Source organism: Natronococcus sp. CG52 (assembly GCF_023913515.1).
Taxonomy (GTDB): Archaea; Halobacteriota; Halobacteria; order Halobacteriales; family Natrialbaceae; genus Natronococcus; species Natronococcus zhouii.
Window position 1 is genome coordinate 468,333 of sequence record NZ_CP099391.1, and the last position, 12,837, is coordinate 481,169.

General features: G+C 68.8%; 12 protein-coding genes and 1 pseudogene. 9 read left to right on the top strand and 4 right to left on the bottom strand.

Going from position 1 to position 12,837, the window contains the following annotated elements:
• Window positions 1-53: 53 nt before the first annotated feature.
• Together NED97_RS02410 and NED97_RS02415 are read left to right on the top strand one after the other, a co-directional pair.
• Entirely contained in the window at window positions 54-932 is an 879-nt protein-coding gene (locus tag NED97_RS02410; protein ID WP_252489135.1) for a mechanosensitive ion channel family protein, read from the top strand.
• Window positions 933-1,047: 115 nt separating this feature from the next.
• The gene (locus tag NED97_RS02415) at window positions 1,048-1,458 is read left to right on the top strand and encodes a cupin domain-containing protein (protein ID WP_252489136.1); all 411 of its coding nucleotides are present in this window, start codon (window positions 1,048-1,050) and stop codon (window positions 1,456-1,458) included.
• A 21-nt stretch (window positions 1,459-1,479) separates the two neighbouring features.
• Here NED97_RS02415 and NED97_RS02420 read toward each other — a convergent pair whose 3' ends face one another.
• A complete protein-coding gene (locus tag NED97_RS02420) occupies window positions 1,480-1,716 on the bottom strand; it encodes a glutaredoxin family protein (protein ID WP_252489137.1) in 237 nt (78 codons plus the stop codon).
• 107 nt (window positions 1,717-1,823) lie between these two features.
• On the opposite strand from NED97_RS02420, the gene NED97_RS02425 reads away from it, so the two are divergent.
• The gene (locus tag NED97_RS02425) at window positions 1,824-2,303 is read left to right on the top strand and encodes a redoxin domain-containing protein (RefSeq protein WP_252489138.1); all 480 of its coding nucleotides are present in this window, start codon (window positions 1,824-1,826) and stop codon (window positions 2,301-2,303) included.
• A gap of 21 nt (window positions 2,304-2,324) precedes the next feature.
• Here the strand turns inward: NED97_RS02425 and NED97_RS02430 are convergent, their stop codons facing one another.
• Window positions 2,325-3,578: a tRNA (N(6)-L-threonylcarbamoyladenosine(37)-C(2))-methylthiotransferase gene (locus NED97_RS02430; RefSeq protein WP_252489139.1), complete on the bottom strand. Its 1,254-nt coding sequence runs from the start codon at window positions 3,576-3,578 to the stop codon at window positions 2,325-2,327.
• A gap of 446 nt (window positions 3,579-4,024) precedes the next feature.
• Between NED97_RS02430 and NED97_RS02435 the strand changes: the two genes are divergently transcribed.
• Genes NED97_RS02435 through NED97_RS02455 form a run of 5 tightly spaced genes read left to right on the top strand, consistent with a single transcriptional unit; the run spans window position 4,025 to window position 10,131 of the window.
• The gene (locus NED97_RS02435) at window positions 4,025-5,113 is read left to right on the top strand and encodes a M48 family metallopeptidase (protein WP_252489140.1); all 1,089 of its coding nucleotides are present in this window, start codon (window positions 4,025-4,027) and stop codon (window positions 5,111-5,113) included.
• Window positions 5,110-6,717 (top strand): DUF4129 domain-containing protein, encoded by a 1,608-nt coding sequence (locus NED97_RS02440; RefSeq protein WP_252489141.1) that lies wholly within the window; start codon window positions 5,110-5,112, stop codon window positions 6,715-6,717. The genes NED97_RS02435 and NED97_RS02440 overlap by 4 nt, the downstream gene beginning before the upstream one ends.
• Window positions 6,714-7,403 carry a DUF7269 family protein gene (locus tag NED97_RS02445; protein WP_252489142.1) on the top strand — a complete coding sequence of 230 codons (690 nt, stop codon included), beginning with the start codon at window positions 6,714-6,716 and terminating at the stop codon, window positions 7,401-7,403. The genes NED97_RS02440 and NED97_RS02445 overlap by 4 nt, the downstream gene beginning before the upstream one ends.
• Entirely contained in the window at window positions 7,400-8,743 is a 1,344-nt protein-coding gene (locus tag NED97_RS02450; protein WP_252489143.1) for a DUF58 domain-containing protein, read from the top strand. Before NED97_RS02445 ends, NED97_RS02450 begins: the two co-directional genes overlap by 4 nt.
• Entirely contained in the window at window positions 8,740-10,131 is a 1,392-nt protein-coding gene (locus NED97_RS02455) for a hypothetical protein (RefSeq protein ID WP_252489144.1), read from the top strand. Before NED97_RS02450 ends, NED97_RS02455 begins: the two co-directional genes overlap by 4 nt.
• Here NED97_RS02455 and NED97_RS02460 read toward each other — a convergent pair.
• Window positions 10,123-11,085 (bottom strand): AAA family ATPase, encoded by a 963-nt coding sequence (locus NED97_RS02460; protein ID WP_252489145.1) that lies wholly within the window; start codon window positions 11,083-11,085, stop codon window positions 10,123-10,125. The genes NED97_RS02455 and NED97_RS02460 overlap by 9 nt on opposite strands.
• 256 nt (window positions 11,086-11,341) lie before the next feature.
• On the opposite strand from NED97_RS02460, the pseudogene NED97_RS02465 reads away from it, so the two are divergent.
• A pseudogene (locus NED97_RS02465) lies at window positions 11,342-11,551 on the top strand (SDR family NAD(P)-dependent oxidoreductase); the annotation flags it as partial.
• Window positions 11,552-11,745: 194 nt separating this feature from the next.
• Here NED97_RS02465 and NED97_RS02470 read toward each other — a convergent pair.
• On the bottom strand, window positions 11,746-12,765 hold the full coding sequence (locus tag NED97_RS02470; RefSeq protein WP_252489146.1) for an AI-2E family transporter: 1,020 nt from the start codon (window positions 12,763-12,765) through the stop codon (window positions 11,746-11,748).
• Window positions 12,766-12,837 lie beyond the last annotated feature (72 nt).

Below are 12,837 nucleotides of genomic sequence, written 5' to 3' on the forward strand. Positions count from 1 at the left end.
CGCCGCGAGTGCCGGCCGAACCCTTGTGCGGATCGCGGTCGAATCGGGACGCTGTGTCCGTGCTGACCTCGTTCGAGGAACTGATCGGCGCGTACCTCTCGCTGCTCGACAACGTCGCGACCTTCCTGCTGACGTTCGCGCTGGTGTACGCGGTCGGACGGTTCGTCGCCCTTCCGCTTCTCGGCCTCCTGCTGGACTACCGGGGTCCCGAACGCACCCTCCGGGAGGGACTCGAGAGCGTCGCCTCGTTCGGCGTGATTGCGGGCGCGGTCGTGATCGGCCTCTCGCTGGCCGGCCTCGACTTCATCCTCGAGCGCGCCGCGATCCTCGTCGCCGGCTTTACCGTCGCACTCGGCTTCGCCGCCCAGAACGTGGTCGGCAACTTGGTCAGCGGCGCCTTCATCGTCACCGATCCGACGTTCAACATCGGCGATTGGATCCGCTGGAACGAACAGGAGGGCGTCATCGAGGACATCCGGTTCCGATCGACGCGGGTCAGAACCTTCGACAACGAGGTCATCTCGGTTCCGAACTCCGAACTGACCGCGAACGCGGTCACCAACGCCGTGCTCAACGAACGGCTCCGCCTGACGGTGCCGGTGCAGGTTAACTACGACGACGACCTCGATACCGTCGTGCGGATCCTCGCGGACGCGGCGGCCGAGCATCCGGACGTCCTCGAGCGGCCGGAGCCGGTCGTGCGCGTCACGGAACTCGGCGAAACCGTCGAAGTCGTCGCCTCGCTGTGGATCGCCGATCCGGATCGTATCACCTACGGTCGCGTCCGCTCGGGGTACGCCCGCGAGATCGTCGACCGCCTCGAGGAGGCGGGAATCGATCTCGGACAGGCGAACCCGCAGGCTCTCGAGGGCGAAATCGGCGTCGTTCCGAAGTCGGCCGCGGACGACGGCGGGAGCGGGTTCGATCCGTGACCGGCCTCCCGACCGCGCGACGCGACCGGGCCGAACCGCCCCCGTTCGTGAGAACCAGCAAACGGGACCGGTCGACCGGTCACTTTTGGTCCTCGTCGCCGTGCGATAATCTGGCATGGAATACGAGGTGGTTCACACCGACGAAGTTCCGCTGACGGATCTCTCGGAGATCGACGAGGTACCCCCGGACCTGCAGATTCGGGCCATCGACGACTTCCTCCCGTCCGAGCACATCCAGCTCAAGCTCTGGTACTTCGAGCCGGGCGAGGAGATCAAGTACCACGCCCACGCCGAACAGGAGGAGCTGTACTTCGTTCTCGAGGGCGAGTTCTCGCTGAAACTCGGCCGCTCCGGCGAGGAGGAGTACGTCGAGGCAAAACCGGGAACGTTCTGGATGGCCCGACCGGAGGTCGGCCACGGCCACCGCAACGTCGGCGACGAGGAGGGGGTCATCCTCGCGATCGGTGCGCCGTCCGTCGACGACCCCGGACTCGACCCGCACGCGATCGACGGCGAAGCCGAGTGAGCGCTCGCTGACGGACGGGAATCAGGCGTACGTCGACTCGAGGTAGTCGAGGATTCGTTCCGACTCGGGCATCGTCACGCCGTACTCGTCGTCGACGACGACGGGAACGCCTCGCTGTCCCGAGACGCGCTTTACTTCGTCGCGTTTCGAGTGGAGCCCTTCGACCCAGATACTCTCGTACTCGACGTCGAGTTCTTCGAGACGATCGACGACGACTTCGCAGTACGGACAGCCCTCGAGGCGGTACAGCGTAACCATGCACGGGCGTTTATCTTCCCGCAGTAAAAGCCTACGCGTCCCCTCACTCGTCGGCCGTCCAACCCCGACGTGCGGAGATTTTTGGTGATCGCCCGAGAGTCCCGGATATGCCACCGACCGTGGGCGAAACCCTGCCCGACTTCGAGGCACCGCTGTGTGACGGCGAGACGTTTCGATCGGCCCGGCTCTCCGACGCGCTCGGCGCTCGAGGCGGCGTGGTCGTCTGTACCGGCCTCGCGTTCGGCGCGATTGCACAGAACTGGTGGAAACGGTTCGTCCGCGCCGGCTGGGGGGAGCTCGAGGAGGTCCCCGTACTCGGCGTGAGTCGGGACGGCCCCTACGCTCAGAACGAGTTTCTCCGATGGCTGGATCGCCCCGATTTCCGATTCTTCGCGGACGTAAACGGCGAGGTGAGCGAATCGCTCGACCTGCTGGAGGAGCGATCGCAGATGGCGAACGTTTCGACGCCCTGGCGATCCGCGTTCGTCCTCGATCCCGACCGCGTGGTGCAGTACGCTTTCGTCGCCGACGACTGGATCTCGCCGTTACCTCGCGAGGAGATCGAGGCGGCCGTCGCGGATCTCTGATCGCCGCGCGAACGACGTGCGCTACACCGGTTCGCCGAACGCGTACATCGTCTCGTGAGCCGTCACCTCGAGATCGACGAAGTCGCCGGGCTCTATGCCGTGATCGCTGGCGTTCCGGACGATGAGCTGGCGGTAGGCCGAATCGCGGCACTTCACGGAGTCGGCGGTGCCCTGCTCGACGACGAGGACGTTTTCACGCGTCTCTCCGACCATCGACTCGTACGCGTCGCCGACGATCTCGCGTTTGACCGCGCTCATCTCCTTCGAGCGCTCCTTCTTGATCGTCCCGCCGAGACCCTTCATCTCGGCGGCGTCGGTGCCCGGCCGCTTCGAGAATCGCGTGACGTTGATCTTCTCCGGGCGAGTCTCCCGGAGCAGCGCCATCGACTGCGCGTGATCGTGGTCGGTCTCGGTCGGGAAGCCGACGATGAAGTCCGTCGAGAGCGTCCAGTAGTCGAGCGCCTCGTCGAACGCGTCGATTACCTCGAGATACTCCTCGACCTGGTGCTGGCGGCGCATGTCGCCGAGGACGTCGTCGCTCCCGGACTGGACGGGTGCGTGCAGGAAGTCGTACAGTTCGTCGTTTGCGGCGAACACGTCCGCTAGTTCTTCGCGGATACCGTGGACGCCCTTCGGGTTGGCCATCCCCACGCGGACGCGAAAGTCGCCGTCGATCTCGCAGATTTGCTCGAGCAGCCGGTGAAGCTTGCGCTCGCCCTCGTCCCAGCCGTAGACGCCGGTGTCCTGGCCGGTGATGCGGATCTCCTTCGCGCCGGCGTGGATCAGCGCGCGGGCCTTCTCCACGTTCTCCTCGATCGACGGCGAGTCGATCTTGCCCGTCGCCTGTTTGGTGATACAGTACGAGCAGTCGGACATACAGCCCCGTGCGATGGGGAGAATGCCGACGACGCCGTCGAGGATCGGTTCGGCGTCGGGGGTCGTCGTCGGACACTCGCCGTTGGTGACGGCCTCGGGAACCTCGTCCCAGTGGAGCACCTGGCCGTCGACCTCGGCGTCGGCGAACTCCTCGCCCTGCGCGAGGGCCATACAGCCCGTGATGAACAGGTCGGCGGTCTCCTCGGCCAGTTCCTCGGCCCGCCGGAGCATGTTGCGCTCGGTCTTCTCGACGACGGTGCAGGTGTTGAGGATGGCGACGTCGGCCTCGTCGGCGCCGTCGACCCGGTAGTGGCCCGCATCGCGGAGCCGTCGCTCGATCTCGCGACTCTCCCCGCGATTGGACGTGCAGCCGTACGTTTCGATGTGATACCGGGCCATCGTCGTTGCTTCACTCTCGGGCCCCGCCGGCCAAAAGCCCGACGGATCAGGGCGGCCTCCGCAGCGGCGCGTGGCTCGTTCGCACGCGTCTCCGTCCGGCGGCTCGACGCTCACGCATCGACAGACCGATCTCGTCGGCACTCACGCGGCGAGTACGCTGGCGAGGAGATCCGTGGCTTCGTCACACGGGTACGGATAGCCGTCTCACTCACGATCTCGACAAAACGGTCGGGAGTAGTTGGCTAACAGGAGGTGATCCCGTTTGTGACTGTCAATGGAACCCGACCGATTCGAACGACGAGTGCCGCCCGGAAGTATTCTCTCACCAACACACGTTCCACGACGTGAAAAACGAACCGCGGTCCTCGTCGAACGACAGCGGGAATGACTATCACTACGCACAATACTTTTGGGAGTGCGCTGGCGATTTTGAACTAACGCCCTCCATGAGTCTTCGGCTTCGGATCTGTGCCGTCCTCGCCGTGTTCGCCGCGGTGAACGCCCTGTTCGTCCTCGCGCTGCTGTGGGCCTACGGCGTCTTGCTCCCGGCGGTCGTCGGCGGCAGCATCGTCTACTTCCGCCACGGGAGTGTCGGGTTCGACCTCTTGCAGCTCCCCGTCACCCGGTCGACGTTTCTGGTGCTGGTCGCCGGATTCCTCGCCGCGCAGGTCTGCTACGGCTACCGGCGCGTCCTCTCGAGAACGGGACGGACCGCCGGCGACGAGAAACGCGCGGTGGCGCGGACGGTCCGTCGACTGGCGATGGCCGTCGACGTGCCGGAACCGAACGTCCGCGTCGTCGACGACGAGACCGCGAGCTGTTACACCGTCGGCCGGTTCACCGACGCGACGATCGTCGTCACGACGGGGCTGATCGACGCGCTCGACGCCGACGAACTCGAGGCCGTCCTCGCCCACGAGGTCGCCCACGTCGCCAACCGCGACGTGACGCTGATGACGATCACGACGCTGTTTCTCGAGATCGCGGACCGGGCGTACTACGCCTCGAAGCTCGCCCGTCGGGCGGTTCGACGGCCGACCGAACTGTCGGGACGGGGGCGTGCGGCGCTCACCTGGTTCCTGCCGCTCGTCGCCCTGACCTCCGTCCTCGTCGCACCCGTGCTGTGGCTCTTTCCTCGAGTGGCCGACCGGACGACGCGGACCCTCTCGCACACTCGAGAGTTCACGGCCGACGCCGCGGCCGCCCGGATCACGGGGAAGCCCCTGGCGCTCGCGACTGCGCTCGTGACGCTCGCGGAAACCGTCGAGAGGCCGGCGACGGACCTCCGGGTGGCGAAAACGCGCGCGCTGTGTATCGTTCCGACGGAACCGATCGCCGGACGCGAGGCCGCGTCGCTCCCCTCGATTCGGCGACCGATCGACGAGAGCTGCCGTCGCGAGCGCGTTTCGTCGTGGCTCGAAGGAACGACTCCGTCGATTCCCGCCGACGGAACCGCCTCCGGGACCCACCCGCCCGCCGACGATCGCGTTCGACGACTCGCCGAGATCGCCGCCGAACTGGAGGGACGCTCGTGACCGAGACGAGACGGCTCCTGTTCGTTCTGGCCTGCGTCGTCTGTCTGCTCACCGTCGTGAGTGCGCTGCCGGCGGCCGATCCGCGCCTCGAGACGCCGGGCGGAGCCGACGGCGAGTCGGCGGCCGGCGGCTGGGAGACGATCGCGGACGAGTCGGATCCGGCCGAGCGGGCGACCGAGACCGAACGCGACGAGAGCGACACCGACGAGTCGACCGGGGACGACTCCCGCGAGATCGAGATCGACGGCGAACTCGAGCCCGGTAACGAAGTCGGGGTGGTGATCGACGACTCCCCGCATTTCGAAGAGCGGACGATCGAGGTAAACGGCGAGGCGGTCGCAGAGCCGAGGATCTCCGGTCGGGCCAACGTCGAGGTCCCGTACGCCGAGGAGATGACCGTCACGGTTCCCGAGATCGACGAGTCGAAAACGGTGACGGTCGAGACGAACGCGACCCTCGAGACGGGCGACGGCGCTGCCCCGAACCGCGACCTCGAGGTGGCGGCTGCGGTCGGTTCGACGCCGGTGGAAAACGGGACGATCTTCCTCGACGGCGAGGTCGTCGCGACCACCGACGACGACGGGACCGCGACCGTGACGCTTCCGGAGTCGGCCGGGCCGGCGGAGCTGCGGGTCGAACGCGGCCCGGTCGCCGGCGAACGGACGGTCGACGTCGCCGAACCGGACGTCGAGTTCGTGACCTCGCTGCTGTTCCCGGGCTCTCCCGCTCCCGTTCAAGTGTCGGCCGACGGCGTCGCCGTTCCGAACGCGACGGTCTCGCTCGAGTCGGGCGAGGAGGTGCGGACCGGCGAGGACGGCCTGGCGCGGCTGTGGCTGCCGGTCGACGACGAGGCGACCGTCACGGCCGAGGTCGGCGCGGAGACGGCGACGGCGACCGTCGAGAACCTCTACCTCCGACTGACGGCGCTCGCCGTGCTCGTTCCCGGACTCCTCCTCGGAGCGGCGATAACGTATCTGCGCTTCGCCGCGGCCTACGAACGACGCCGCGGAGAACGCCTTCCCGGACTGTTCGTCGGGATCGCGGGGGCGTTCGCCGTCTCGCTCGACGGGGCGCGGTGGCCGTCGAGACCGCGACTGAATCGGTCGGTCTCGCTCCCGCGGGTCGGCGTCGGACTCCCGTCGTTCGACCTCTCGCTGCCGTCGGTCGGTCGACTGTTCGGCACGCTTCCGTCGCTCGGCTCGATTACGGGTCCGTCGGAGCACAGCGTTCGGTCGGCGTTCGGCCGGGGCGATGACGCCGGGAGCGAGGAAACGACCGCCGCTCGAGCGACCGACGACGTCGACGTCCCCGTCCTGGCGCCCGAACGACTCGAGCCCCGGGGCCCGCGAGCGGAGGTTCGAGCGGCGTGGCACGTCTTCCTCGATCGGCTCGACCTCGAGGACCGCGAGACGCGGACGCCGGGAGAGGCCGCCCGTCGCGCGCTCGCCGCCGGATTTCCCGCAGCGAGCGTTCGGCGGCTCGTGGGGATCGTCCGGGACCTCGAGTACGGCGACCGCGAGCCGTCGTCGGACCGCGTCGCAACCGCGCGGGAGGCGACCGACGAACTGCTCGCTCACGAACCCGACGAGGAGGGCGAAGAATGAGCGGCTCGAAATCGTGGCGCGGGGCGACCGGTCGGCTGGCCGCGCTCGACCCGGAGCGGACCGCAGCCGCGGTCGTCGGTCTCGGCACCGTCCTGACGGTCGGCGCGGTGCTGTTCGGCGGCTACGTGCCGGCGATCGGAGCCCTCCTCGCGACGACGCTGTATCCGCTCGCGGTGCTGTTCCCGGTGCTCGGGCTGGCGGTCGTGGCGAGCGCCGTCTGGTGGCTGTGGACCGCCACTCGACCCGACGTACCGTCGATTGATCGGGGAGCGCCGCCCGAGACGGGCGCGACGCACGCGGCGGCGCCCGTAACTCGCGAAACGGAACGGATGCTCGAGATCGCCGCGAACGGCCGGTACAGCTGCCGGGAGACCCAATCGGGACGGGACGCTCGCGCGCGGCTCCGAGAGGGCGCGGTCCGTGTCATCCGGACGAGACGCGGCCTCGCGGCCGAGACGGCCCGCGAGCGCGTTCGCTCGGGCGAGTGGACGGACGATCCCGTCGCCGCGGCGTTCCTCGCCGAGGACCGGCTACACCCCCTTCCCGAGCGACTCCGCGGCGCGGTTGATCCAGGGACCGCCTACTATCGTCGCGTTCGCCGGACGCTCGATGCCATCGAGCGCATCGAGGAGATCGGCGGAGCGACCGCAAGAAGGCGCCTCGAGCACCGCGAGGTGGACCGATGACCGACCGCGACGTCCGTCGCCTCGACCGGGGCGAGTGGGCGCTCGTCGGCGCGCTCGCGCTCGCCGGCCTCGGTCTCGCCACCGGGAGCCGGGTGCTCGTCGCCGCCGCGACGCTCCCGCTATGGTACGTCGCCGCGGCCGTCTTCGGTACTCGGCCGGCACCCTCGATCCGCGTTCGGCGGCAACTCGTCGTCGGCGACGCGTTCGAGCCGCCGGTGACCGACGAGGCCGGGACTGCGGGCCGTGAATCGGACGCTATCGCCGGCGATCCCGGCGACACCGTCACGGTTCGAACGACGGTCGAGAACGTCGGCCCGGAGCCGCTCGTCGACCTGCGGATCGTCGACGGGGTGCCCGACGCGCTCCCGGTCAGTTCCGGTTCGCCTCGACGCTGTGTGACCCTCGATCCGGGCGCGGAGACGACCCTCGAGTACGCGGTCGAACTCAGGCGCGGCGAGCACGCGTTCGAGGACGCGACCGTCCGGATGCGCGACCTCACGGGGACGATTGCAGAGACCGGGACCGAACTCGTGACCGGCGACGACGCGCTCCGCTGCTCGTCGGCCGTCGAACGGGTGCCGCTCGGGGGCGGCACCAACGACTACGCGGGGGAGGTGCCGACCGACGAGGGCGGCGGCGGCACCGAGTTCTACGCCGTCCGCGAGTACGCGTCGGGCGATCCTGTTCGGTCGATCGACTGGCGCCGGTACGCGAGCACGCGGGAGCTGGCGACCGTCGAGTACCGTGCCGAGCGGGCGACGCGGATCGTTTGCGTCGTCGACGCCAGATCCAGTCAGCACCGCGCGGCGACGGCACAGCTTCCCGCAGCGGAGCTGTCGGCCAGTGCCGCCGAACGGACCCTCGATACGCTGCACGGGGCGGGCCACCCGACGGGCGTCGTTACCCTGCACAACCGGTTCCTGAGGGCCGTCTCGACGGGTACCGATCCGGAGACGCGCCGACGGGCGACTGATCTGTTACAGGCAGTGCGGAAGTCGGAATCTGCCGACGGAGTCCGCGCCCGCACGCTGACGAGCGATCCGATCGCGACGCTTCCCCGGACGCTCCCCGGCGAGGCGCAGGTGTACCTGTTCTCCTCGTTCGTGGACGACGAGCCGCTCGAACTGGTCGAACGGCTCCGGACGCTCGGCTACGCCGTCCGCGTCGTGGCTCCCGACGTCGCCGACGCCGACGACGTCGCGACGCGACTCGAGTCGCTCGACCGCGATACTCGACTCGCCCGCGCTCGAGCGCTCGGCGCCCGCGTCGTCGACTGGCCCCTCGATCGACGGCTCGGGATCGTATTACACGACGCTATCGGGGAGGTGGGCGGGCGATGAGCGACACTGACTCTCGGCTGCCACGGACGACGGTTCGAGCGGTCGTCGTCGCTGCGGTCGTCGGCACGATCGCACTCTCGGCTCACGAACCGACGGTCGCTGCCGCCGTACTCGGGGGAACGGCCCTCGCAGCGACGGCCGCCGAGTTCGACGGATCGCTCCGGCGCGTGGCGCTCGCGTCGGCGCTGCTGCCAACCGTCGTCCTGGGGACGCTCGCCGGCGTCGGTCAGCCGGCCGGACCGAGCGCCGCCGTGCTGGCGTTCGTCGGCGTGACGCTCGGCTTCGGCATTGGCGCCACCGCCGTCGGCTCGCCGTCGTCGGCCGCGCTCCGACGGGCGGGAATCGCTGCGGGAGCCGCGACGGCCGTCGTCGTCGCCGTCGGGCTGTTCGCAGTCGGCCTCGAAACGTCGCCCCAGTCGCAGTCGCCCGTCGACGCAGCGATCTGGTTCACCGGAGACGGACTCTCCGGACTGTTCTTCGGGATCGTCGTCGCTGCGCTCGCGGTCGCGGGCGGACTGCTCGCCGTACCGCCGGCGGCGTTCGCGACGCCGACCAGCCGCGGGCCGCGGGTCGCGACGAGAGACGCACTGGTGCGGACGGTCGTGCTCGGCGGCATCGTCCTCGCCGTCGGTCTCGCGGCCGTGGAAGCCGTCGGCTGGATCCTCCCGCCCCTCGAGCGGCTCGTTGCGGCCGTCGTCGAAAGCGCGCTCGTTCGCGGACTGCTCGCGCTCGTGACGGTCTCGGGCCTCGGATTCGCCGCGCTCGGCGCCGTCGCTCGCCGCTCGTGGCCCCGATCGAGCCGGGAGAACGCCGTCCTCTCGATCGTCGTCGGCGCGGTCTGCGGAATCGCGATCTCACTCGTTCTCGCCTTCGCCCTCATCGTCGGCGCTCTCGGGGAATCGACCGATACCGCCGCGGCGCTGTCCGGCGGAGCTGTCGTGGCGCTCGGTGCGGGCGGAGCACTGGCGTGGTACGTCGGAACCTTCGGCAAAGACGGATTCCCGGAACCGGTCGGCGTGATCGCCGGCGCGCTCGCCGCCGGCGCCGTCGTCGTCGGTGCGCTCGCGGACGGCAGCGCGACCGGACTCGAGGCCGTCCGAACGGGCACAACACCGTTCGTCGCGCTCGCGGCGAGCCTCCTCGTGTACGATCTCGGTCGGTACGGACGGGGTCTCGCACGCGAGATCGGCCCGGAGGGAGCCACACTGCGACCGCAGCTCGTCCGGGTCGCCTGGAGCGCTACCGTTGCCGTCGTCGGCGTCGTCGTCGCCGCGTTCGGGCTCTGGGGCGCGACGCTGCTCGAGCCGACGCTGTCCGTGCCGGCCACGGCGGGCGTGCTCGCCGGCGTCGTCGCGGTCGTTATCGGGGTGCGGTTCCTGTTACGGTGAGGGAGATTCCATCGCCGGCACGTCGACGGCGTCGAGAACCGAGTCGACGACTGCACGACGGGTCGCCCCCTGGATGCTCGCCTCCGGATCCAGAACGAGACGGTGGGCGAGCGCGGGTCCGGCGATACGCTTGACGTCGTCCGGAACGACGTAGTCGCGGCCGTCGAGGACCGCCCGCGCGCGACTCACTTCGAACAGCCGCTGGACGCCCCGCGGCGAGACGCCGACGTCGACGCGGCCGTCCGTGCGCGTCCTGCGGCAGATCTCGCCGATGTAGTCTCGCACCGGCCCCTCGACGGCGACGGACTCGGGCACCCGCTGGAGGTCGAGCACCGCCTCGCGGTCGACGGCAGGTTCGACGGTCGGCTCCGGACGATCGCGGTCGGCCCGACGGTCGATCAGCTCCCGCGTGCCGTCGGCGTCGGGATAGCCGAGCGAGGTTTTGATCATGAACCGATCTCGCTGGGCCTCCGGGAGTTCGAACGTCCCCTCCTGTTCGACGGGGTTCTGCGTCGCGATGACGACGAACGGATCCGGAAGCTCGTGGGTCTCGCCGTCGACCGTGACCTGTCCCTCCTCCATCGCCTCGAGCAGCGCGGACTGGGTCTTCGGCGGCGCGCGGTTGATCTCGTCGGCCAGCACGACGTTCGCGAACACCGGACCGGGAGTGAAGCGAAACTCGCCGGTCTCCTCCTCGAAGACGTACGAGCCGGTGACGTCGGCCGGCATGAGGTCGGGCGTGAACTGGATCCGGGAAAATGCGAGACCGAGCGCGGTGGCGAACGACCGCGCGGTCAGCGTCTTGCCCGTTCCGGGCACGTCCTCGAGGAGGACGTGTCCGCGGGCGAGCACTCCGGCGGTGACGTCTTCCAGGACGGTCCGATCGGCGACCACTGCGGAGAGGATCTCGTCGACGACGGCGTCGGCCGTCGTCGCGGCGTCGGGGACTGACATATCCAGTACCCGTCGCTTCGTTGACTTATAGTTCCCGCAACCGACCGCTGACGGTCGCCTCGGGGACGGTACCGGCCGCTCGGAAGCGGTGCACGCGCATACAGGCGCCGAGCGCAAGACCGTCGTTCCCGTCACGATACTATAGTAGCCACTGACAGTCAGTGCACACCCGATCGCACGACAGGAGCGAGCGAAGCAAGCGAGAACCGCGCACAGTGCGATCGGTGTGGAAATCGTTTCAGTTGTTACTATAGCGATGAACGTTCGACGACTCACCGGTATTCGAGGCGGCGGACAGGGACTCGCGGAGCAGGTGATCGTGATCACCGGCGCCTCGTCGGGCATCGGGCTGACGACCGCGCGGATGGCGGCGGACCGCGGTGCGCGCGTCGTCCTCGCGGCGCGGAGCCAGGACGCCCTGCGGGAGGCGACCGAGGGGATCGAGGACGAGGGCCACGTCGCCGAGTCGAGTCTCTACACCCGGCTCCGAAAGCGCGGGCGGACGCCGAGCGGGGCGGTCCTCGGTCTCGGCGTCGCCGGGATTCTCTACGCAAGGTACGGGGCGCTTCGCAGCGAGGATCGGTAGTCGATCGCGGCCGGTTGAAACCGCCGGCCGATCGTTGGACGCCGTCTCGAACCGCGTGACGGACGCGTTCCTCCTTACGTCGTCCCGGACTCGCCCTCGAGTCGGTCGTAGTTACCGTCGACGACCTCGAGGACCGCGATCAGGGCGCCGACGATAACGGGACCGAAAAACAGGCCCATGACGCCGAACGCGTAGATCCCCCCGAGCACGCCCACGATGATCACGGCGGGACTGATCTCGGCGTAGCGGTCGACGACGATCGGGCGAAGGTAGTCGTCGGAGACGCCGACGATGATCGTGCTGTAGACGGTGAGCGCCACGGCGAGCGCCGGCTGACCGGTCAGGAAGAGGTAGATCGCGGCGGGGCCCCACACCAGCGGCGCACCGATGAGCGGCACGAGCGCGAGGATGACCATGACGAACGTCCAGAACGCGGCGTTCGGGATACCGACTGCGAACAGCCCCAGACCGGCGATGACGCCCTGGATGATCGCGATCAGGACGTGACCGGCCATGACGGCCCACATGACCTCGTCGAGTTCACCGTAGAGGTCGTCCTGAACGTCGCTCGGCAGCGGCGTGATACTGCGGATCCAGCCCATCAGCTCTTCTCCCTCCTTGAGCAGATAGTAGAGCAGGAACAGCGCCAGCCCGAAGCCGATCACTGCGTGAGTGACCGCGCTGAACCAGGCCGTCGCCTGTTCGAGCACGATCGTGCCGACCTGCTGGGTCGAGTCGGCGGCGGTGCCGACCAGGTCGACGCTCATCCCGGTCCGGTCCTGGATTATCCGCTCGAGTTCGTCCAGTTGAACCGTATCGGAGTCGAGACGCTGGACGATGTTCGCGGCGTCTTCGGCGATCACCGCGGCGACGAGCACGAACGGGACGATGAACCCGACGACCGCGAGGCCGACGAGCGAGAACGCGGCGATCGCCGGCGAGACGTGCCCCTCGAGGCGCTTCTGAAGCGGAAAGAGCACGAACCCGAGCAGGACCGCCAGGAGAACGTACTGGAGAAAGGGAACGACGAGTTGCCAGGTGAGATACGCGAAGATCGTGACGAGGGCGAGAAGATATCCCTTGCTGAGATTCACGGATTAGCCATCGGCGGTCACGAAGATAAAACCGAACCCGACATATTCCAACAGAAGAGTGTCGTAGACAGC